The organism is Mesorhizobium sp. M8A.F.Ca.ET.165.01.1.1 (assembly GCF_004792065.1).
In the GTDB taxonomy this organism is placed as follows: domain Bacteria; phylum Pseudomonadota; class Alphaproteobacteria; order Rhizobiales; family Rhizobiaceae; genus Mesorhizobium.
Map to the genome: position 1 here is coordinate 124,250 of NZ_SRTH01000011.1, position 22,640 is coordinate 146,889.

Annotated in this window: 19 protein-coding genes and 2 pseudogenes; 10 read left to right on the forward strand and 11 right to left on the reverse strand. The window is 58.0% G+C overall.

Annotated elements, in window-relative coordinates:
* Positions 1–375: 375 nt before the first annotated feature.
* From EN808_RS25165 to glyA, 9 genes and pseudogenes are all read right to left on the reverse strand, one after another.
* Entirely contained in the window at positions 376–2,247 is a 1,872-nt protein-coding gene (locus EN808_RS25165) for an acyltransferase family protein (protein WP_126080682.1), read from the reverse strand.
* Positions 2,248–2,330: 83 nt separating this feature from the next.
* Entirely contained in the window at positions 2,331–2,891 is a 561-nt protein-coding gene (locus EN808_RS25170) for a CpaD family pilus assembly lipoprotein (RefSeq protein ID WP_063169261.1), read from the reverse strand.
* Between the two features lie 12 nt (positions 2,892–2,903).
* A complete protein-coding gene (locus EN808_RS25175) occupies positions 2,904–4,325 on the reverse strand; it encodes a type II and III secretion system protein family protein (RefSeq protein WP_050580548.1) in 1,422 nt (473 codons plus the stop codon).
* 71 nt (positions 4,326–4,396) lie between these two features.
* Positions 4,397–5,083 (reverse strand): response regulator transcription factor, encoded by a 687-nt coding sequence (locus EN808_RS25180; protein WP_024505585.1) that lies wholly within the window; start codon positions 5,081–5,083, stop codon positions 4,397–4,399.
* Between the two features lie 812 nt (positions 5,084–5,895).
* Positions 5,896–6,064, reverse strand: a pseudogene (locus EN808_RS37145) (transposase); the annotation flags it as partial.
* A gap of 714 nt (positions 6,065–6,778) precedes the next feature.
* Positions 6,779–7,813, reverse strand: a complete 1,035-nt coding sequence (gene tdh / locus EN808_RS25190) for an L-threonine 3-dehydrogenase (RefSeq protein WP_126063920.1) — start codon at positions 7,811–7,813, stop codon at positions 6,779–6,781.
* Positions 7,814–7,878: 65 nt separating this feature from the next.
* Entirely contained in the window at positions 7,879–8,892 is a 1,014-nt protein-coding gene (locus EN808_RS25195; protein ID WP_126063919.1) for an adenosine kinase, read from the reverse strand.
* Between the two features lie 100 nt (positions 8,893–8,992).
* A complete protein-coding gene (gene metK / locus EN808_RS25200) occupies positions 8,993–10,168 on the reverse strand; it encodes a methionine adenosyltransferase (RefSeq protein ID WP_063169265.1) in 1,176 nt (391 codons plus the stop codon).
* Positions 10,169–10,225: 57 nt separating this feature from the next.
* Positions 10,226–11,546: pseudogene (gene glyA / locus EN808_RS25205) on the reverse strand (serine hydroxymethyltransferase).
* A 100-nt stretch (positions 11,547–11,646) separates the two neighbouring features.
* On the opposite strand from glyA, the gene EN808_RS36420 reads away from it, so the two are divergent.
* Entirely contained in the window at positions 11,647–11,847 is a 201-nt protein-coding gene (locus EN808_RS36420; protein WP_024505365.1) for a hypothetical protein, read from the forward strand.
* A 1,137-nt stretch (positions 11,848–12,984) separates the two neighbouring features.
* Here EN808_RS36420 and EN808_RS25220 read toward each other — a convergent pair.
* On the reverse strand, positions 12,985–14,919 hold the full coding sequence (locus EN808_RS25220) for an HrpF/NolX family T3SS translocon protein (protein WP_024505366.1): 1,935 nt from the start codon (positions 14,917–14,919) through the stop codon (positions 12,985–12,987).
* A gap of 301 nt (positions 14,920–15,220) precedes the next feature.
* A complete protein-coding gene (locus EN808_RS25225) occupies positions 15,221–15,919 on the reverse strand; it encodes a secretin N-terminal domain-containing protein (protein ID WP_024505367.1) in 699 nt (232 codons plus the stop codon).
* A 187-nt stretch (positions 15,920–16,106) separates the two neighbouring features.
* On the opposite strand from EN808_RS25225, the gene EN808_RS25230 reads away from it, so the two are divergent.
* The 9 genes from EN808_RS25230 to EN808_RS25270 all read left to right on the forward strand — a co-directional run bounded on the left by EN808_RS25230 (position 16,107) and on the right by EN808_RS25270 (position 22,637).
* A complete protein-coding gene (locus EN808_RS25230) occupies positions 16,107–16,616 on the forward strand; it encodes a nodulation protein NolB (RefSeq protein ID WP_024505368.1) in 510 nt (169 codons plus the stop codon).
* A 36-nt stretch (positions 16,617–16,652) separates the two neighbouring features.
* Positions 16,653–17,489 carry a type III secretion inner membrane ring lipoprotein SctJ gene (gene sctJ, locus EN808_RS25235; protein WP_272483026.1) on the forward strand — a complete coding sequence of 279 codons (837 nt, stop codon included), beginning with the start codon at positions 16,653–16,655 and terminating at the stop codon, positions 17,487–17,489.
* The gene (locus EN808_RS25240; RefSeq protein ID WP_269470858.1) at positions 17,434–18,120 is read left to right on the forward strand and encodes a nodulation protein NolU; all 687 of its coding nucleotides are present in this window, start codon (positions 17,434–17,436) and stop codon (positions 18,118–18,120) included. Before sctJ ends, EN808_RS25240 begins: the two co-directional genes overlap by 56 nt.
* The gene (gene sctL / locus EN808_RS25245; protein ID WP_024505371.1) at positions 18,117–18,740 is read left to right on the forward strand and encodes a type III secretion system stator protein SctL; all 624 of its coding nucleotides are present in this window, start codon (positions 18,117–18,119) and stop codon (positions 18,738–18,740) included. Before EN808_RS25240 ends, sctL begins: the two co-directional genes overlap by 4 nt.
* Positions 18,737–20,095: a type III secretion system ATPase SctN gene (gene sctN / locus EN808_RS25250; protein ID WP_024505372.1), complete on the forward strand. Its 1,359-nt coding sequence runs from the start codon at positions 18,737–18,739 to the stop codon at positions 20,093–20,095. The genes sctL and sctN overlap by 4 nt, the downstream gene beginning before the upstream one ends.
* On the forward strand, positions 20,071–20,583 hold the full coding sequence (locus EN808_RS25255; protein ID WP_032899688.1) for a hypothetical protein: 513 nt from the start codon (positions 20,071–20,073) through the stop codon (positions 20,581–20,583). Before sctN ends, EN808_RS25255 begins: the two co-directional genes overlap by 25 nt.
* Before the next feature lie 89 nt (positions 20,584–20,672).
* A complete protein-coding gene (gene sctQ, locus EN808_RS25260) occupies positions 20,673–21,701 on the forward strand; it encodes a type III secretion system cytoplasmic ring protein SctQ (protein ID WP_095769044.1) in 1,029 nt (342 codons plus the stop codon).
* Complete coding sequence (sctR, locus tag EN808_RS25265) at positions 21,694–22,359, forward strand: type III secretion system export apparatus subunit SctR (RefSeq protein WP_029354851.1); 666 nt, start codon at positions 21,694–21,696, stop codon at positions 22,357–22,359. Before sctQ ends, sctR begins: the two co-directional genes overlap by 8 nt.
* A gap of 2 nt (positions 22,360–22,361) precedes the next feature.
* Positions 22,362–22,637, forward strand: coding sequence for an EscS/YscS/HrcS family type III secretion system export apparatus protein (locus EN808_RS25270; protein WP_024505375.1), 276 nt, complete (start codon positions 22,362–22,364; stop codon positions 22,635–22,637).
* The last annotated feature ends 3 nt before the right edge of the window (positions 22,638–22,640 follow it).

Consider the following 22,640-nt stretch of genomic DNA (forward strand, 5'->3'; position numbering starts at 1 on the left):
ACCAACTAGAAACTGAAAGTTATGAGCCCTGTGTACTACACCTAGCCCTTGACCTGCCCGATGAACCGGCCAGGGGCCGTCAGTTCAAATTCGGGGCCGCTTAGAGGGCAGTGTGAGGCCGTGTTAGGTAAGCGCCACTGCAATGTCGAGGCCGCGACACGCCTGTCGCTTTGGACGGCTGGAATTGCCCTTCGCGGCGCCATTCATTCTCTCAACATTTACGTGATAATGCACGCTGAGTCCGAGCCGCGTGGCAGCACCCATCCTAGGTCACTATCGGGGGGCCTTAAACCTGAACAGCTCCATCGTCGCGGCTGCTGCGGAAGCAGGAGCTATCACTGGGACCCGTACTGGTGCTTGTCAGCCGCTGAGCCGCTACTTCGTCTTAGGAAGAGCATTGTCCTTGCCAAAAGCCGGCCAGTATTTCGAGATTGCCAGTGTGGCGCCGGCTGAAGAGAAATGACCATAGTCGAAATATAAAAACTCTCCTCTATCGGAATAGGCGCAGCGTCCTGCGCTGCACAGGAATTTCAGCGGATCGATGAATGTGGCGCCTTTGGTAAATGAGCGCACACGTTCGTTGATGTCGGGGTCCATCGCGATCGGCCAGGACGTATCGTCCAGATTTTGGCGCTTGGCGAAGAACGCAATTTTCCGGACGTCAGTTGGGAACTGCGGAGACTGGCCGATGACAAACACGCGCACGCCCAGGGCACGAAGCGTAGCGATTGTTTGCTGAAGACCGTCGAAACCTCTGACCTCATAGTCACTCCATCTACCGCTGAGGATAACCGTCTTGATGTCCGCTTCCAAGATGACGTCCAAGGCCTTGCGATTGAACCGGACACAATCAAGACGATCGTAAGGGTAGTAATAGAGTATCGGCGCGCAGCTGGCGTACGTATATTCAACGATGTTCGCCTGCAATCGATTTATGTTAGCACCCAAGCCGGAAACATAGTGCGCGGCGAAGGAGTCGCCCCACAAAAAAACCGTTGTTGGAAAACCGCTGGTGCGCGTGCAATCCTCCATATTCCAGCTTTCGATCCGGCTGGTGCCCTCGTTGAAACAGATGCCATTCCTCCAGTCCCCGACGGAAATGCGCCGCTGGACATAGTCCGGAAACCGTTGCGGAAAGCCATTGCCGAGCGCCCCCGCCGCTCCGCCGGCACAAAGGACAACGATCGCGAGCGCTGAAAAGGCGAAGATAGGCCCCGGGGAGGTGAAGGCCCTCTTCTGTCGAAACGGCTGCTCTACAAACTTCCAGGAGAATGCAGCCAATGCGAGGCTTGCCACCAACATCGCACCGGTCATCAACGGATCGAGTTTTTGGAACGAAAGATAGTGCGCGAACGCATTGAGAGGCCAGTGAACAAGATACAACGAATACGAGATGAGCCCAATCCAGACCAGCGGCCGGACTTCGAGCATGCGGGTGGCGACCGTCGAGGGGGTATTTTGGCCAACATAGATCAGAAGGGCCGTTCCGATGCATGGATACAAGGCGTTGTAGCCTGGGAACGGATCACTCGCCGAAATCGCGAAGAACCCGATGGCGAGAAGGCCAAATCCGGCCACCCCCACCGACTCCATCAGGAATCGGTTGCCCAGCGGCGAGGGGCATTTGAGCATGAGCAGGGCGCCCAACATGAGTTCCCAGATTCGGGTCGGCAGCAGATAGAATCCGGCGGTGGGTGCCAGCGATGTCGCCATCACCGCCACTACGAAGCTGCAGAGAATTATCGGAAGAAGTGTCGTCAGCCAGCGCTTCCCGATGTAGCGATAGATTAGGAACATCAGGATTGGTGCGAAGATGTAGTACTGCTCCGCTACGGAAAGCGGCCAAGTGTGCAACAGTGGTAGAAGCGCGGCATCGATAGAGAAGTAACTTGACGTTTTCCAGAAGAAAACGTTCGACCAGAAGGTCGAGGTAGCTATGATGCTAAGACTGAATCCGCGCAGATCCGGTGGCAGAAGAATGAACAATGCTGCAATGCAGGTGAGAAGCATCACAAAGACGAGCGCCGGCAGAATGCGCCGGGCACGGCGCCAGTAGAAGTTGACGATGGAAAATTGGCCGCGTTCAAGGTCATCCAGGAGGCTTCCGCTGGTTAGGTAGCCGGAGATGACGAAGAAGATATCGACCCCGCTAAAGCCACCCGGGATCGCCGAAATTCCGAAATGAAAGAGTACGACCGGAAGTACAGCAACGGCCCTAAGGCCCTCGATATAGCGCCTATATTGCATCCAGCGGTTCCTTTTATTTTAGATCAGGACGCGATTGGAAGCTTTCAATCTCCGGTAGGAGTGCTGCCGAGATAAGGGCGGTATCAGCCACCTTTATCCGTCCCGAATGTTCTGTAAGTTGCAACTGGTACAGAAGCACGATCGCCATCGCCGGCCTTGACGGCCTGATTGTCGAGCAGATCGCGCGGATCGTTGACCATCACGGCCAGGTTATGTCCTGTCGAACAACCAAGCGGCTGTTTGAAGGATTCTTCATTGGGTAAGGCACCATATGAGGGACAGACCGGCGGACGGGCGTGATAGACAATCGCCTCAATTCGCACTGAGCCGGCGTCGTGTTGATCGCGCAATTGAATGTTGTCTTCTTCGATTGCCAACTGCCTGGCCTGATGGGCTACCCCTGCGCTGAGCTGGGGCGAACCGCTGATGAGGAGGTGGATGGCATCGAACCGGCCGCGACTGGCCTTGTCTAGGAAAACACGCAAACGCTGCCGTTCGGAAGCGCGCAGGCTTTGCAACGTCAGGACGGTGGTCTCCTCTCGGACAAGCATTGGTGCCGATGGTTCGACATCAACTGGCGTAGTGCTTGTGCAGCCACTTACGCTTGGTGCCAGAGCGACAAAGAGGATTATAAAACGCAACATCTTTGGATGACACTATTCGATGATGAAGCCGAGACCGCCCTGGGCGCTTGGCGCGCCCGCACGGATAGCAGCGCGGTCTCGCGGGGGACTTGTCACGGAATTCGTCGGAGCGCCCCCTCCGTTCAAAGCCGGTGCCGCCCGCTCGGTCGGTGCGCTCATCTGGTTTGGGTTGGAGCCTGGTCTTACAATGTAAGGCGTAACTAGAATGACCAGTTCTGACTCCTCTTTTTGAAACGAGGTCGAGCGAAAAAGCGGTCCCAGGATCGGCAGTTCTCCGAGCCAGGGAAAGGCCCTGACATCATTGTTGACGTTCCGCCTGATTAGACCGCCGATTGCGAAGCTCTGGCCGCTGGCGAGTTCGACGACCGTATCGGCTCGGCGCGTGGAAACTGCCGGCACGGAAATTCCGTTGATTTGCACGGCACCTTGCGTCGACAGTTCACTGACTTCGGGCGTTACGTGAATGTTGATTTGATTGTTGCTGAGAACTGTCGGCACAAATTCCAGACTGACGCCGAAGTGACGGAATTCAACCGATACCTGCCTGTTTTCCTGCAGGACAGGAATGGGAAATTCGCCGCCCGCGAGAAAGCTGGCCTTTTCACCCGACATAGCGGTGAGGTTCGGCTCAGCCAGGACGGAAGCTATATGCTCCTTGGCGAGCGCGTCGAGAACCGCGCTGACGTTGACGGCACCGTTGTCGAATCCGATTTCTGCTGTACCGCCACCCTGGGTTGAACCAGACCCAGCGCTTGCAGCGCTTCCGCTTAGAACGCCCACTTTGAAATTGCCGATTTGACCGAAGGCGGACAAGTTGACGCCGAGTGACTTCATGGCGCTGCGTGAGACTTCGGCTACGCGCACGCTGAGGTTAACTTGCAGGGATCCAGCGACCTTGATGTTGTTGACGACTTGCGCTCCGTCGCCCAGATATTGCTCAGTGACTCTTTTTGCGGTGTCGGCGACCTCTGCGTCGGGCGCCGTCCCGCTAAGGATTGCGCCGCGCGGCGTATAGTTGACGCGGATGGGATAGTCGCCGACCTGCTCCCGCAACATGGCGCGTAAATCCCCGATCGGTTGCGTGACAACGATACGCAATTCGGCGAGAGGCTCGCCATTGCCATCCAAGGCGAATAGGCTGGTCCGCCCCGATTTCTTGCCAAAGACGAAGATTGTTTTGCTCGATGGCGCCTGAAAATCCGCGATCGTGGGGTCAGCAACAAAGATGGTCGTGGCTGGCGCGGGCAGATGAACGGTCTCCCCGAGCGAAGAGGAAAGGGTCAGCGTGGCGTTGATGCTATTCGAAGCCGCATGCGGCGGGCCTTTGTCCTGCTTGTTTTGCGCCGCGACACCAAGTGGGAAAGTCACAATAAGCGCGCAGAGGAGATGGCCCAGGTAACGGGGAACTGCAGGTCTTGTAACCTTGTTGGCGATCGCCCGCCAATTGAGCGCATGGCAAGGATGTTGAAGGATCAGCAAAATAGATCTTCTTTCGATTCGACAAACTATGCGGACGAGGCGTCAGTCAATTCTAGGATGTAACCAATGCCTCGGATGGTCTTGATCCGTGGCGTTGCACCTGATCTGGTCAGATGTCCCCGTAAACGATAAATTCCGACTTCAAGCGCGTTGGCAGACACGTCGTCGTTGAATGAATAGAGGTGATCTTCCAATTGCGCACGGGGCACGATGCGGCCTGCCCGGTTAAGCAGGTGCTCTAGAATACAGAGTTCGCGACGTGCGATCATCATTGGGTGCCCATCAACGAAAACCTGGCGGGCGACCGGATCAAAGTCGAGATTGCCAAATACGAGCCTCAGGTCGGTCATCTGTGTCGCCCGGCGCAGAATGGCTCTCATTCTGGCAATAAGCTCATCGGTAGAGATGGGTTTGAGCAGAAAGTCGTCCGCACCACCGTTGAAGATCGCAATTCGCTTATCGAGATCGTTAAGGCTGCTCATAATGACGGCAGGAACTGAATGCCCGTGGGTCCTCAACTGCCTCAGCCAACCCAAGCCATCGCCATCTGGCAGAGCCAATTCCAGCAGGAGAATTTCATAGCTGGCGCAAGAAAATGCACTCGAAGCCAGTTCCAGAGTACCAACGACATCAACGACGAAGCCGCCATCCCCGAGCGCAAGTCGCATGGCGCGCGCAAGATCCGCATGATGATCCACGAGCAGCGTTCGCATTTCATCTCCTCTCGAAGAGGGACGGCCCATCGAACGCGTCACCGGCGGCCATCTGATCGGAGCACACGGCGCGCAACTCGTCGCAGCTCTCGGAACTGGTCCGAGTCGGAGGGACATGCAAGTCGCTCGGTGGCAATAGGCGCGGGTGAGGACCAACTGACGGGCTCAAATACGCCGGTCGGCGAACCCACGAGGCCAGCAACCCGCGTGCGATTTCTCGTTGCATCATCTCTCCTACGTGCAGCCCCTGCGCTCGCAAGGCAGCGTCGCGGCTCAGAGCCCGATTCCCACAGAGGGTAGGGTTAGCTTTCGAGAAACTGATTGAACAAATCGATTATTTGGATCGAATGCATCCACGGTATGGATGCAGCGCACCATCTTCAACGACTGCGGCGTCCTGATGCACTGTTGTGTCTGTCGTGCTCTGCTTTTTTCGCTGTCCTTCAAGGCTGGCGAGCCTGGTGGAACCTGCGCGTCATTGGCTTGGTAGCTTGAATGCTCAACAACGGAGCGCCCTGCGCAAAGCCGCTCTCATTTCCAAAAAGCCTTGCAATCTGGTTGGAGCACTTCGCGCTCGACACCAAAATAGGCGAGGAAAACTGACGTCTGACAGGGATGTACATGCAACAGCCGATTTGCGGCACCAGCAAACGACCGCGTTCAGGCTGAAGATCGACGACCAACGGCTCCTCGATTTCCGCACCGACCGCTTTTACAAGCTCTTCCTGTGCGGGCGGATGCCGGCAAACAGCAGCACAGGGTCAGCGAAACCGGGAGCGGGCCTGCTTGATCGCCATGATCACATTGCCGCTGTCGCGCGTGCGGAGCGGAATGCAATCGGTCCAGCCGGCGGCAATCCGGTCAGCACCATCGTCTGCACGAAGCTCCCTGACGAAGACGTGCCCGAATGCGCTCAACAAAGCCGGGCGGCGGATCTTTCCAATCGCCGAAGGTGCGGGCTGGCACCGAGCGGCGAACTGCGAACTCATTCCTGCCCGGCGGCGCTGGCCGCCGCGAGCGTCGATGCGGACCCAGCCGCTCCGAATCCTCCCACAACACGATGAGCGCGTCGCGGACATCGCTGCCGTAACAGCGGCTGCGGCTCTTGCCCGCAGACGGCCTCTGCTCACGACGGTTCATAAGACGGATCGCGCGCTTGCGAATAATAGCCGGTTACCGCCTCGAACTCATCCAGAATGCGCCGCTTGTCAACGCCGCAATAAAGCTCCACGATCGCCGCTTCACCGTGTCGCCATGCTGAGCCGCGCCATCCTTCCCCCGAACCGGAATGGCACGACCTGTCCATCCCCTTTGGAACAGGACACTATTGGTAACATTTTGCTTGAGGCAATGCGGCTCGTTGCCTTCCTTTTCGCTGACCGGAAGGGTACCGGAAGTCGTCTATCGCATTTTACCCGCTGAAAGCGGCAACACCTCGACCTCAATCGCAGATCATAGGAAATAGACGATCGCGTCGGGGCCTCAGCATCGGTTCACCGGGTTTCCGTCATCGACTGAAGCGAATTGCCCCATCGACCGTCACCGGGTGGGCCGCGATACGTCGCCGTGTATGATTAGCGAGCGCACGTAGCGGAGCCATAGCTCTCCACCCAGCCATGTTCCCCTAGTTGGAAAATGTCCGGCGGACCAGAGGTGCTGTCGTCAGCTTTTCCTGAATAGCGGCCAAGGCAATCCCTACCAGTCCATCACCACCTTGCCGGAACTGCCGCTCTTCATCGCATCGAAACCGATCTGAAAATCGTCGATGCCGATGCGGTGGGTGATCAGGCCGGAGACATCCAGCGGACCCTGCACAAGCGCGATCATCTTGTACCAGGTTTCGAACATCTCGCGGCCGTAGATGCCTTTGAGATGCAGCATCTTGAAGATGACCTTGTTCCAGTCGATCTCGAAGCCGGTCGGCGCGATGCCCAGAATGGCGATCTTGCCGCCATTGTTCATGGTGTCGATCATGTCGCGGAAAGCGGGGGCGGCGCCTGACATTTCGAGCCCGACGTCGAACCCCTCGGTCATGCCGAGCACCGGCATGACGTCGCGCAGCTTCTCCTTCGAGGCGTCGACGACATGCTGGACGCCGAGTTTCTTGGCTAGCGCCAGCCGCACCGGGTTGATGTCAGTGATGACCACTTTGCGCGCGCCGACGCATTGGGCGACGAGCGCGCCCATGATGCCGATCGGCCCGGCGCCAGTCACCAGCACGTCCTCGCCGACCAGATCGAAGGACAATGCGGTGTGGACGGCATTGCCCAAGGGATCGAAGATCGCGGCAATCTCATCGGGCACATCGTCGGGGATCGGCACGACATTGTGCTGCGGGATCGCCAGATACTCGCCGAAGGCGCCTGGACGGTTGACGCCGACGCCGAGTGTGTTGCGGCACAGATGCCCTCGCCCGGCGCGACAGTTGCGGCAATGGCCGCAGACGATGTGGCCTTCGCCCAATACACGCTGGCCGACCTTGTATTCGGTGACCGCTGCGCCGAAATCGGCAACGGTGCCGACGAATTCATGGCCCGTCACCATCGGCACCGGCACCGTCTTCTGCGCCCACTGGTCCCAATTGTAGATGTGCACGTCGGTGCCGCAGATCGCCGTCTTCTTGATCTTGATCAGCACGTCGTTGGGGCCGATTTCCGGCACCGGCACCTCTTCCATCCAGATGCCCGGTTCGGCCTTGGCCTTCACAAGCGCCTTCATCATGTTCGACATCAGGATTTCCCTATTCCGTGATTGCGCTTCTGGCGAGATAGCCTGCACAACGGGAAGGTAGGCCACTAACTCGTTTGAACGTCCGGAATGGTCAGCCCCGCCTGCTCGGCCTCGCGGCGCAAATTCTGACGGGGCCTGGGGCCGATCTGCTGGATCACCAATCCGGCTGCCAGTGAGCCAAGGTCGCCGCAAGTCTGCAGGTCGCGGCCTTGCGTGTAGCCATGCAGGAAGCCGGCGGCATAGAGATCGCCGGCGCCCGTCGTGTCGACCAGTTCCTTGATGGCGGTCGCCTTGATCACCACGGTCTCGTCGCCGCGCACGATCACCGAGCCTTTTTCCGAGCGGGTGACGGCGGCGATCCGGCAATCCTTGCGGATCTGGGCCAGCGCCTCGTCGAACGACGATGTCTGGTAGAGCGACTTGATCTCGTGGCTGTTGGCAAAGACGATGTCGACCGTGCCCGAGCGCATCAGGTCGAGGAATTCGTCGCGGTAGCGGTCGACGCAGAACGAATCCGATAGCGTCATCGACACTTCTCGGCCTGCCGCGTGCGCCAGCTTCGCCGTCTGGCGGATTGCCTCCTTGGCGCGCGGCGGGTCCCACAGATAGCCTTCGAAATAGGTGACCTTGGCGCCGGACGCCTTGTCGGCTTCGACATCCTCAGGGCCAAGCTCGACGCAGGCGCCGAGATAGGTGTTCATCGAGCGCTCGCCGTCGGGCGTGACGAAGATCATCGAGCGCGCCGTCGGCGGCTCACCCTTGAGCGGCGTGGTGCCGAAGGCGACGCCCTGCGCATGGATGTCGTGGGCGTAGATTTCGCCCAGCGCATCGTTGGAGACCTTGCCGAAGAAGGCCGCGCGGCCGCCAAAGCTGGCGACGCCGGCCGCCGTGTTGCCGGCGCTGCCGCCGGACGCTTCGATCGCCGGACCCATGCGGCTGTAGAGCAGTTCGGCGCGTTGTGTGTCGATGAGGTTCATCGCGCCCTTGATGATGCCGTTGGTCTCGAGGAATTCCTCGTCGCACTGGGCGATGATGTCGACAATGGCATTGCCGATGCAAAGCACGTCATAATCCGGCATCAAAATCTCCGCCAAAACCCGAGCCGGCTTCTTGCCACGCCGGCCGGGCGTGGTCTCGCGAGTTGAAATGGGTTGCCGCATGCGCTTGATCCAGCCGCCCTCACGCAGCTGCCGGTCCGGCTTCACGCAGCAAATCGTCAGCTTTGTCCGTCTTCTCCCAAGTGAACTCAGGCTCTTCACGCCCGAAGTGTCCGTATGTCGCCGTCTTGCGGTATATCGGCCGTAAGAGATCAAGCATCTTGATGATGCCTTTCGGTCGGAGATTGAAAACCTCGAGAACAAGGCGCTCGATCCTTTTTTCCTCGATCCTTGCGGTTCCGAAGGTATTGACCATGACAGAAACCGGACTGGCCACGCCGATCGCGTAGGCAAGCTGAACCTCGCAGACCTCTGCAAGGCCGCTGGCAACGATGTTCTTCGCGACATACCGGGCGGCATAGGCCGCCGAGCGGTCAACCTTGGATGGGTCCTTGCCCGAAAAGGCACCGCCGCCGTGACGCCCGGTCCCACCGTAGGAATCGACGATGATCTTCCGTCCTGTGAGGCCGCAGTCGCCGGCAGGCCCACCGACCACGAACCGCCCTGTTGGGTTGACCAGAAATCTGATCCCCGAAGTATCCAGGTGGGCCGGCAGGACCGGTTTTATGATCTCCTCAATGACGCCTTCGCGGACCGTGGCTTGTGAGACCGCTTCGTCATGCTGCGTTGACAGGACTATGGTATCCAGCGCCACCGGGCGGAGCCCTTCGTAGCGTACCGACACTTGAGATTTCACGTCCGGACGCAGCCAGCCAAGCTGTCCCGCTTTCCGGACCTCGGCCTGTCTTTTCGTCAAATGGTGAGCGAGTTGGATCGGCAGGGGCATCAATGTATCCGTCTCGTTGCATGCGAATCCAAACATGATGCCCTGATCCCCTGCCCCTTGCCCGAGATCCTGCCCTCGTCCTTCATCAACGCCCTGGCTTATGTCGGGCGACTGCTCGGTGAGGGCCAGAACGACGGCGCAACGTCGACCATCAAAGCCAATCGCATCATCGTCGTAGCCAATATCGAGTATCGTATCGCGGGCGACTTGGCTGTAATCGATGTGGGCATGGCTGGTGATCTCGCCAGCCACAACGACCATCCCCGTCTTCACCAACACTTCACAGGCGACGCGCGCCTTCGGATCGGTGCGCAGGACCGCATCGAGAATGGCATCGGAGATGTTGTCTGCCATCTTGTCGGGGTGTCCCGCGCCGACGGATTCGGAAGAGAACACGAACTGCCTGGTCATAAAAATGCCCTCGCTTCAAGTGCTGGAGTTAGTGAGGAGTTTCTGGATTGGGGTGGCTTATCGGTCGCGGATGCCGGGAACATCGAACGCAGTGCAGAAGTCGGCAACGTCTCTTCGTACGCTCGCATGAACTTCCTGGTCATCGGGCTGGCGGCAGACCGAGTCGATGAAAGCGGCGATCTGCACCATCTCCGTTTCGCGCATGCCCATGGACGTCACCGCTGGTGTCCCTAAGCGGATGCCGCTTGTGACCGACGGGTCCCGCGTGTCGCCCGGGACCATATTGAAATTCGCAATGATGCCTGCACGCGATAAGCGCTCCGCATAGGCTTTGCCTGACAGCGGCCGGTCCCGAAGATCAAGGATCAGCATGTGATTGTCAGTGCCCCCAGTGACGAGTTCATAACCTCGCTCCAGAAGCGCCTGGGCCAGAGCCTTGGCGTTGTGGACGATCTGCTGACCGTAGACACGAAAGGACGAGTTCGCTGCTTCCTGCAAAGCGACGGCAAGCGCGGCGATAGTATTCATATGCGGTCCGCCTTGCAGAAGAGGGAACACGGCGCAGATTGTGTTTGCTCTTCGGATGATGGAGGGGCTGATAACGGTCTTCATTCCTTGATAAAATGAAGCCACCCCGGGGACCGCGGATCGACTTGTGAGAGGTGCTGGTGACCACATCGCAATGGGACACGGGGTTCGGATGCACTCCTGCGACAACCAGGCCGCAGATGTGGGCGATGTCAGCCACCAGATACGAGTTCACCTCCGAAGCAATTTCGGCCATTGCCGCGTAGTCAAAAATACGCGGATAAGCAGTTCCGCCGACCCAAATTAGCTTCGGGCGTTCCCGCTTGGCGGTCTCGCGCAAGTGGTCATAGTCAATTTGCTGTGTCTTTTCGTGCAGCCTGTACGGGACGCGCTGATAATCGCTGCCGGAAAAATTGACGGACCAACCGTGAGTCAGATGGCCGCCTTCGGGTAAAGGCAAGCCCATGACTTTGTCACGGGGGCTCAAAAGCGCGCGATAGACAGCCTGGTTGGCTGGCGAGCCTGAATAAGGCTGGACGTTGGCGTGTTCACTGCCAAATAGCGCTTTCAGGCGCTCGATCGCGAGGGTCTCAAGCTCATCGACGATCTCGTTTCCGGCGTAGTAGCGCGCACCGGGGTATCCCTCGGCATACTTGTTGGTGAAAATCGACCCGGTCGCTTCCAACACCGCCGAGGAGGCAAAGTTCTCGGAGGCGATCAGTTTGAGAGTTGTCCGCTCCTGACGCTCCTGTCTTAGAAGCAGTTCGTGAACGCGGGAGTCGACGGCGGCTAAGTGAGGCCGCCCGTAAGTGTCGGGCTGCGCGATGGCGCCGCCGGCGGAGTTATCCATGGTAGTCGCGCTCCATTTGGACTGATCTATTTCACGATCAAGCAGGCGGTCCCTTCAACCGCGCGTCTTGTATTGCTTCCAGGCGTTGTAGGTCTCTTTTATGATGGCCATCATCGTGGGGCAGGAGATCGACCACCAATTGAGCCAGCCCGCCATCCTTGCCTCCTGCTTGCATATGGTACGAAGACTGCGGACGTTGTTCGTTGCAGCAAAGAAAGTTGGCTCTGCCCAGCCGCCGAACGTGGCGTCGAACCTGCTCGCGAGGCAGACTGGTAATATCGGCCAGCTCGCCGACGGTTAGATCCGCATGCGCGCAAAGGCCCAGGATTCGAAGGCGATCAAGATGCGCTGCCGTCCTTAGGCGATTTACCAGTGTCAACATTGGTTGGCATCAACCCGGACGGGATGCAGCAAGCCGCTAGCCCTTCTATCCCCATCAATCCGCATGAGACCTCTCTCGTCATTTGCTGTAAATCCGCTGGTATGGATGCTAATGGAAGATGGATCACAGTCCTTTCTACGACTAAGACGCCAGATATTGGGGCTAATGTACCACCTGACAGGAGACTACACTCACGAACATTATGTGAATTTTTTTTAACGTTGCTGAGAATCAAGGGTGAGGTTTGGCGAATGTCTCGCCGTCGACTGTCGAATCCTGCCCGACGGGATTATGGGGTGCGTAGCCTGCTTGTCCTTTCCACATGACCAGCGACGATGGGGCGGAGGCGGCAGACATAGCTCTGGAGCATGCTGCGGTATCTTTGGCCTGAAGCCGAGGAAGGCGGACCGTGGCTTCCGCGCCGCTGCCGGGAGCCCGCGAACAGGCCAAGTTGATCAGCCGGGTGTTGCCGTCATAGAGCGTGAGACCCAAAGCTGGCCAGCCGCGCCCTGAGGCTGACGCACCGCTCAGCGTCCACCTTGCTCTCGAAGCCCATCGGCATAGCGCCGATAACGACTTGACCGCGTGCGTGTCGACGAGCGATCGGTGAGCGCAAGGATCGAGGGTGCAGTGCAGGATAATGCTGTTTTAAATCAGCGCTGTTTTCAGCCGACTGCCTTGAGCGTGGGCACAAGGATATAGGCCCAAGGCAGGAGATCATCGTCTGCTGTTCGGGAGGCCGCCCTGGGCGCGCGACAGCCGTTCCTTCGGCTGCGCCGCTCCGCCACCATTCGCGCCGTGCCTTCCGGAGACCATTCCCGCTGCCGGCCGGCGCCCGTGAAAACCTCGACCCGGCGCACCGGCTCGAGATGGCTGGGCTCAGCGTAACTCTGAAGTCGTCATATACCGAAGCCTTCACAGACTTCGGACATCCCCCTCACAGTCCGATCCAGATGGCGTCAGGAACACCGCTGCGTTGATGCGGATGAACCCCTGCTTGTGCCACAATGACCCTTATGTCAGCGCGCGAGCCAAAGCTTCCGCGCAAGGCGACGGCTAGGATAAGGCAATGCCGACGAAGGGCACATTGCTTGCCACACTCTGGAATGATGGCATGCTCGGAAGGCCTAGGCTTTGCTCAGGGCCGCCTGCAAGGCGCGCTTTGAGGTTATTCACATAGCCTTCTGCGTAGTCCTGCGCCGTCGAGACCGAAAGATCAATGCCTGCCGCCAAGGCCTCTTCCATCAGGTGCTTTACGAGCCCATTTCGAATGGCCAGCTTGACCTCGGGGCCTGCGATAAGGCCGATCGCCTGCGCGGCCATATTGAGGCCAGCTTCCTCCAGCGCTCGCTTCATATCGCCTCCGTTAATGGCCGTACGCAGGAGATTGGCTGCTTGCGACTCAGCCTCGAGAACCATCGAGGCAAGATCGGCTACTTGTCCGAGGCCCGGAATGAAGCTGAGCAGTCCCACCGCCGTTGCCGCCAAGTCGAGCACTTTCGTCTCGATTTTGAGCACGGAGTCGACGACGTGCATGACGGCCCCGCCGTTCTTTTTGGCTGACTTAATGTCAGGCTGGTCCATCAGGCCCATCTTCATGTCCGCGACGGCATTCTGCTCTTCTGCGGTTTGGGCGCCGTGGGTGATTGGCTGCTGAACGTTGCGGTTCGCAGACGACATGTTTGTGCAAAAATGGGCAAAGTCTTTTTTGCTGATATTGCCGGAATCAACCGTATGCCCGCCGCCAAAGTCGAAGAATTTATGATGGGTCTTATAGCCCGTGATCGAATTGTTCAGGAGGCCAAACAGAAGAGGATCTGAAAGGAGCTGAGAGGCTGCTTCCCGCACTTTCGGATCAAGGCTCTTGTCGTCTTTCATTTTCGCCAGTTTGTCGCGAGTCAGAACACCGCTTCCAAAGAACGTGTCCTGATGGTCCTTGATCATCTCGACCGTATTCAGCTCAGTTTGCGTGAGGCTCATCGACGATGAGGCGACTTGCAGGAAATCCTCTTTGTGCATCTTCCCTTTCGAGCCACCGCACAACTGGTTCCAAGCATCGGGGTGATCGAGGAAATATTGCGCCGCCGCAATGACCTGGGGCGGAAATTTGCCGTTTTTCGATTCGCCGCCGACCATTTTCTTGAACTCATCCAGACTCAGGTCCTTGGACAGATTTTCGGAGTACCGGTAAAACTCCCGCAAGGCATCGCTCAAGGTCATGACCGAAGGCTGCAAACCTCCGCTGCCGTCGGATGGTATGTAGTTCTGCTCGTAGCTTCGCGCTTGGGCTTCCTGAAATGCAGCAACTTGTGGGTGGTGGTTTGAAAATCCGGCCAAGTCCTTGGCGTTGATCTTGCCTCCACAGCGGCCGTCGCCCTGCGAGCCAATCGCATAAAAAAGTCCCGAATCCTGCTGCAGTCCCTGGATCGCCGCTTTCAGATCCGGTGGCGTAGAGGGATCATTGGCTTTGTCGGTCAACGACTTCCAAGTAAGCGGGCATTGGTCCTTGTGACGGTTGAGTACCGCAACAATCTGCAACTCAGCCGTGGTCAGCGACCCACCGTTCCACGTGATTCCGGGGCTCGGCCTGGGAGCCGGCTCGATCTTCGGAGTGACGCCGAGCAGATGTTGGGCTTCAGTCGCCTTGGAGCGTTGCGATTGGTCCTCCTTGAGAGCCGCCCTCATATTTGGCGGCAGCAGATCCAGTGGGTGTTGCTCCAAGCCATTCAATGTCAAGACATCCGGTGCCAGATGGCCCAAAGGGTCCTGCCGCAATTTATCCATTGTCGAATCAAGATTCGACGCTGGCAGATCCCCTTGCGCGAAAGAGCCGGGCTTGTCTGCCAGCACACAAGTGGACAGCATCGCTTCGAAGCACGATGCACTTTGCTGATGCTGGGTCGCAAAATGGGAAACTTTCAGGCCCGGCCAACCCCTTGCGGACTGTAGCGAATTTGAGCGGTAGAAAGTTGAAAGATTACTGGCCGACATTATGCATCCTCAGACGTGACGTTGAAATCCCCACAAGAGACCCCGACAGAAGATCCCTTGCGTTTCACAAAATTCGACAATTCCAAGCGTCGGCAGGTCACGAATGCGCCTGCCCTGCCTTCAATTGCTGTGTTCCGGGCCGGCTCCAAGGTTCGGTCCAACACAATGGCCGGAGTCACCGCGAGAGCTGCCGGGACTCATCATGAGCGGATTAGCTTTCGAGAAACTGACGAGTTTGCGAAGAGTTCACAAAGGGGTAGCCGCAGTCATGTTCTTCAGAGCTGCGGGAAATCCTCAATGTTCATTTCTTGCCCAGCTCAGGCTTCCCGCCAACGCTATCCTGTTGTGGGATGTCAGAAGAATAAGAAGCATCCGGTCGTCCGTCGCGAACGACCGTAGTGGAGGAGCCGCGAAACAAGATCAGCACTGATTCCTTTGGCGTTGCCGCTATGTGAGTCTGCGCCTGCGCCTGCGCCACCAAGCCGTTAAAGGTCTGCTCCACGAGTGCGACGAAGCGCGGTGGACCGGAAACGAAGACGAGGCCATTGCCTGGCACGGGTTTGACCACATAGCGCTCGTCGGAGATATCAAGCTTGTCGAGAGCCCCCTTGAACGCATCGAAGCGAATCGACGTCATCAAAAGCATTCGAGTTTGCGATTCTTGTGCAGCAGACACATAGAGCACAAGGCCGTCATAGTACCATTGTAGACCGTAAAGGTTCGTCAAGCGGTCGAGGAACGCGCGCGGTGGCAAATCAGGCATACGTCCGCGAATTCGCCCCTTCACCGCAGGACTGATGTTGACCCTGATATTCAGGTTGTTGCCGAATTCCTGCAACGCTGCAGCGAGCTCCTGATCCAGAACCGTGTATCTATAGGGTGTCGCCGGAAGGGACAGCGGGACTGCATGCGCCGGGTGAATCCCGGTGGACAGAAAAAACCCGGCACAAAGAAGTCTCAAAACATGCAGGGTGACGGGTTGGATAAGCGTTCTCGGCATGTCGCACTGATAAACCAAACGCTGAAATCATCACAAGTGACTAAATTGCCGAAGAGATTTTAGATTGTCGAAATGACGCCGCCGTTAGTCAGCTTGTTGTCAGCTTGCCCCCCTAGGAGTGTTGCGCCGACACCGGGTGATGAATGGGCGGGGCTCGCCCGGTCAGAGAGAGCAACCGAGTCCTTACATGATGATGCCTGTCACGTCGATCTCTGCCACTCTAACGGCTGGCCTCCCCAGGGTCGGATCACCGTCGATTGTCGAGCAGGCCCAGTTTGAGCGCGCCTTAGGGCATGCAGCCGACTCGCTGAAAAACGATGCCGCCGCGGGGCCAGCGAGTGCGGCGCCAGTTGCTGCGGCGATGGATGTTCAGCGCGCGGCTGCGCCGACGAGCGGCATGGGCGATCGCGTGTTGCAGACGATTTCCTCCCTATATCCACACAACACTGTTTCCTTCCCCGCGCTCGACCATGACATAGCCCTTTCGAAGGGCGCTCTACCGGGACCGGCGCAGAAGCTTCCCGTTCCAGGTGAGGCGGGAACCGGAATCTCGGGCATTCCCCAACAAGGGCAAGACTTCGAAACGATGATGGCTGGTCTTCGGGATGTTTACAACGGCGTCACCCAGGTGGCGCTTATCTCCAAAGGCGTCAGCGGCGTCACATCATCCGTGAATAAACTTTTGAAGGAAGGCTGAACCGCGCGCATGATTGGCTTGGCCGAGGGCGAAATCATGCGTGGCCTGTCAGGGTGGCGGTCGGTTAGACTTGTCATGCTGCCAGTTCTCGTCGCCCTCACTGCTTGCAAAGCCGACCTCTACACGCAATTGCAAGAGCGTGAGGCAAATGAAATGCTCGCACTTCTTGAAGACAACGGGGTCGCCGCGATCCGGGTGGTCGCCAAGGATGGAACCAGCACGATCCAGGTTGACGAAAAGCTGCTCGCCTTCTCAATCAACCTTCTGAACGCCAAGGGGCTGCCGCGCCAATCCTTCAAGAACCTCGGTGAGATATTCCAAGGATCAGGCCTGATTGCCTCGCCGACCGAAGAGCGTGCCCGTTACGTGTATGCCCTGAGCGAAGAGTTGTCGCGGACGATCAGCGATATCGATGGCGTTTTTTCTGTACGTGTTCACGTCGTGCTGCCGCATAACGACCTTGTGCGAGCCGGTGCCACGCCATCCTCGGCCTCGGTGTTTATCAGGCACGACGCAAAAACAAATGTCGCGGCTCTGCTGCCAAAGATAAAGATGCTTGTAGCCGACAGCATCGAAGGCCTGTCCTACGATAAGGTGGAAGTGGTTTTGGTGCCGGTAGAACGGTCCGCACACGAGCAACGGCCCGATCCGACTGCTGTTTTGCCACAAGCATCACTACCTCTTCCTGCGCCACTTCTGGCGACCGTAACAGGTTTTGCCGCGGCCGTATTCGCCGTGGCCTGTTATCTCTTGATCGGCGTTGTTACGCGTCGGCGCAAGCAATCAACCGGCGTTTCCAAGGTCGAGGGGCGCCGGGATGCTTCTGCTGTCGAGGCCATTCGCAAAAGAATGCCTGCAATTGGACGTGGGTGACATCTCATTGCCAATGCCTATACAGACCGCCCGACCTGATGGTCCGCACTTTCCGGGCGCGAGCGAGCTTGCGGCTTCGGCCCATCCAACCCGTCTTGCGGCGCGTCTTGATCCAGCGTTATCGGCCGAAACGTTAGTGAAGTTGCAGAAGTGTTCCAGACTGCATCCAAGGCTGGCAGAATTGCTGGGCAACGATGACGTGGATCTGAACCACATCGGCTGCAGGCCGGACCTTCTACGCGGGCATGATCCATATCGAGCGGCCCTTCTTGCTGGTAGTATCTGGCATGCCCGTTCGCTGGTCGCGTTTGTCTCTCAGCCTGAGCTTGCCATCCTTGTTAAACGCATCGGCGTGGATGCACACGCATTCGGAATCCGACACCTGCTGCATGCTGTTGACAAAAGACTGATCTCGGACCCAGAAAAACTCGCTCAGCAAATCGAATACGATGGACACGCATGTCTTGGAGCTTGGCTCCAGGACAGTTCAGCGACCGAGCGTAACCGCGTGCTTCTTCGATTGCCCGAGGGGACTGCCGCGGAGACTCCAGCACATGAGCATTGGACCGCCGCCGGCCAATTGCTTTCACTTGTAGTAGCTCATTTTGAGACAGAGACCCCGGTGAAATGACAGTCGAACTTTCCGAGGGGCCAATAGCGCCGCAGATGCGTCCAGTCGGACCACTGATACCCGCGAGCGAGCTCGAAACCTGGCACAGCGCCGCGCAAGCCCTTGCCGCGGCAGAACGGCATCGGCAGCGCGTTCGAAACTGGGCACGCGCGGTTTACCAGCGGGCGTGGGCGCGCGGCCACATGGAGGGCTCGAATGCAGGCACCGAGGAGATGGCAGGGTTGATTGCGGAGACAATCTCCGAAATCGCGCGACGAAAGGCGGCTCTGGAGCAGGAATTGCCGCAGCTCGTGATGGAAATATTGAGCGATCTTATCGGCGCTTTCGATCCGGGCGAGCTATTGGTGAGGGCTGTTCGTCACGCCATAGAGTGTCAATACAGCGGCGCCGACGTTTGCCTTCATGTTTCTCCCATGCAAGTCGACATGCTTGCACGAGAGTTTGCTCGATGCGACGGCCAGGATGGTCGACCAAGGGTGCGGATCGAGCCCGACCCGACATTGTCGCCGCAACGCTGCGTGCTGTGGAGCGAGTACGGCAATGTTGACCTTGGACTTGACGCCCAGATGCGCGCGCTGCGCCTTGGTTTCGGGACGCTCTGTGAGAAAGGCGAGCTATGAGAAAGCCCGTCCCAGAACATAACGCTGACGCCGACACTCGAGCTCTCGTTCCAGCAATCTCGTCTTTGAGGGCTGCGGCCAAGCGAATTGACACGCGTGCGGTGCGCGGTCGGATCACGCGGGCTATCGGCACACTGGTTCATGCCGTCTTGCCAGACACTCGTATTGGGGAACTTTGCCTCCTAGAGGACCCGCGAACCGGGCTGTCGCTCGAGGCCGAGGTGATCGGCCTGTCGGGTGATGGTGTATTGCTGACACCGATCGGGGACTTGGTGGGCCTATCCAGCCGCGCAGAGGTCGTGGCCACTGGCCGAATGCGTGAGGTGCCCGTCGGCGGCGATTTGCTCGGTCGCGTGATCGACAGTCGTTGCCGCCCATTGGACGGCAAAGGCGAAATCAAGACCGTCGAAACTCGGCCCCTGCATGGCAGAGCCCCCAATCCGATGACGAGGCGCATGATTGAGCGGCCATTCCCGCTTGGGGTCCGTGTCCTCGATGGTCTGCTGACGTGCGGCGAGGGCCAGCGGATCGGGATTTATGGCGAGCCAGGTGGTGGCAAGTCGACGCTGTTGTCACAGATCGTAAAGGGTGCCGCCGCTGACGTCGTCATAGTGGCGCTCATAGGCGAACGTGGACGGGAAGTTCGTGAATTCATCGAAAGGAATCTTGGTGAAGAGGGCCTTCTCCGTACGGTCGTCGTGGTTGAAACATCCGACCGCTCGGCGGTAGAGCGTGCGCAATGCGCTCCAATGGCGACTGCGCTCGCGGAATATTTCCGCGATCAAGGCCTACGCGTTGCTCTCATGCTGGATTCGCTGACGCGCTTCTGCCGCGCTATGCGCGAAATAGGCCTTGCTGCGGGTGAGCCGCCGACGCGACGGGGCTTTCCTCCTTCCGTTTTTGGCATGCTGCCAGGCCTGCTCGAGCGCGCCGGCATGGGTGAGCGGGGCTCAATCACGGCCTTCTATACGGTGCTTGTAGAGGGTGATGGCACGGGTGATCCAATCGCCGAGGAATCGCGTGGTATTCTCGATGGCCATGTCATCCTCTCACGCGCTATTGCGGCGCGATCGCATTTCCCCGCTATTGATGTGCTGCAGAGTCGCAGCCGCGTCATGGATGCAGTCGTTTCGGGGACACATCGCAAGGCAGCATCCATTTTCCGCGAGCTCCTGTCGCGCTATGCCGAGACCGAGTTCTTGATCAATGTTGGCGAATACAAGCCAGGTGGAGATCCCCTGACTGACCGGGCTGTCGCGTCAATCGACGAACTGAGGGAGTTTCTGCGCCAGAGCGAAGATGACGCGTCAGATTTCGAGGAGACGGTCGCATGGATGTCGCGTCTGACCGCGTAAACTGGATTCAGTCTTCGAGGTTACGGCTTCTGAAGGAAATGCAAGAGCGTCGTGCCCTTGGCGAGCTGTCCAAGAAGGAAGCCCAGCGCGATGTGGCCGCCTCAGCCGTACAAAATGCCTCTAGGGAGCTTGCAATGATACAGCAACATTGTTCAAGAAAAGAAGCAGCGCTCTATCAGCATCTGATGTCACTCGACAACTTGTCTAGCGCAGCGCTCGACCGTCACCGCCTTCACACTGAACAACTTGCCGCTGAGATCAATTCCAGACGGCAGATGCTTGATGATACCCAAATCGCTCAAGAGGAGGCTGAGATGGCGGCGTCCAGGACGAGGGAGCTATGGGTCATATGTTCGGCGGCAAGGGACAAATGGCAACAAATCGAGGACGACGTGCGGCGCGCCGTCGAGACTCATTCGGAGGCCGCAGCCGAGATCGAGGCCGACGATGAGATACTGCTGAAATATGCGAGGGGGTCGCTTGCCTAAATGCCGCGCAACCGGATCCGACGGTCGCAAGAGGTCGTCCGAATGACACGACCGTGCAGTCTTTGATAGGCGCTGCGGTCACACCCGCCATGTTCGAACCAGTTCTGAAACTGTCCCACACGGTTGTCTCGTGGCTCAATGATACAGCAGCGCCGCGCACGCCGTTTCAAAGCCGGATCAACGAGGTGCCGCTATCGGTGCGAACGGCAGGGCTTGTCTGGCAGCAGGAACCTGCTGCCATTCCGATGCTTGACTGCGTCTGGAGAGTGGGAGCCGAAACGGTCATCTTGTCACTGTCGCGCCCGCTCGTAGAGGAGTTCATCACGACAGTGCAGAACGGCTTGGCCTTCCCTTCCGAGCCAACTGCTTCGCTAATTCTCGAACTCGCTCTGGAGCCGCTTGTCACTCGACTGGAGGAGACGACGCGTCTGAACGTGCAACTCGTGCGGGTATGCGAAGCCACGATGCTGGCTCCTCATCTTGAACTCGACATCATTTTCGGCGCGGTCAAGGGCAAGGGCCGTCTATTCCTGTTCACGCCACTTGACGGCTTAGTACCGCCTGCGTTTCGCGCGCTAGGCGAACTGCTTGCCCAGTTGCCGCGGCAGCTGGGCGGGCTGCCTCCAGAGCTCCCGCTCATTGTTGCAGGAGAGGTCGGCACGCTTCGCCTTCCTGCGGCGCTTCTTCGAAGCGCATGTGTCGGTGATGCATTGTTGCCCGATATTGCGCCGTTCGGCCGCGGCCAGATCACCCTAGCTGTCGGCCAGTTGTGCGCCGAGGCGGATCTTGACGGCGATGAATTAATCTTGCGGGGGCCTTTCCGCCCGCGACCGTGTCCTTTGGAGAGTGCGCATATGACACAACCCGGATCGCAACTGGAGCTTACTAAGGATCTCGACGATGTCGAGATCGTGCTTGTCTTTGAATGCGGCCGCTGGCCTATTTCTCTTGGGGAATTAAGAAGTGCCGGCGAAGGGCATATTTTTGAACTTGGATGGCCGATCGACGGCCCGGTCGACATAGTGGCCAATGGTCAGCGTATCGGGCGTGGCGACATTGTCCGCATCGGAGAAGAGCTGGGCATCAGGCTCCGTGGCGGGTTTGCATGCAATGAGTGAAGCTCAGCCGACAATCCTGGCGCTTCTTGCGGTTACCGCCGGACTCGGTCTGCTGGTTTTAGCAGTTGCCACGACAACGGCCTTTGTAAAGGTATCAATTGTTCTTTTCCTCGTCCGCAATGCGCTCGGGACCCAGACCATACCACCCAATGTGGTGCTGTACGCCGCGGCGATGATCCTCACTATGTTCGTTAGTGCGCCCGTTGCTGAGCAGACCTATGACCGCATGTCGGATCCCAAGCTCCACTATCAGACATTCGACGACTGGGTAAGCGCCGCTAAAGCCGGAAGTGAGCCCTTGCGCGAGCATCTCAAGAAATTCACAAATGAAGAGCAGCGGCGATTTTTCCTATCTTCGACAGAAAAGGTCTGGCCAGAGGAAATGCACGCTGCAGCCACGCCTGATGACTTTGCAATACTTGTACCATCTTTCTTGCTATCAGAATTGAAGCGCGGATTTGAGATAGGATTTCTACTTTATCTGCCTTTTATTGTTATAGATCTGATAGTGACAACTATCTTGATGGCAATGGGTATGTCGATGGTCTCACCAACTGTTATATCTGTCCCGTTCAAGATCTTCTTGTTTGTTGCCATTGATGGTTGGTCAAAATTGATGCATGGGCTTGTGCTGAGTTATACGTTACCGGGAGGCTGATCATCACTGAATCCAGCATCATTACTCTTATGAGCCAATCACTGGTGGTTTTCATGATCTGGATTCTACCGCCGCTCATTGCATCAGTGGTTGTCGGCCTCGTCATCGGCATCCTCCAGGCGGCGACGCAGATCCAGGATGAAAGCTTGCCGCTCACCGTGAAGCTTCTGGTCGTTGTCGCGGTGATTGGGCTGTTTGCTCCTGTGCTAAGCGCCCCGCTCATAGAGCTAGCCGATCAGATCTTCACCGAGTTTCCCGCAATGACACTTAGCTACTAGTCC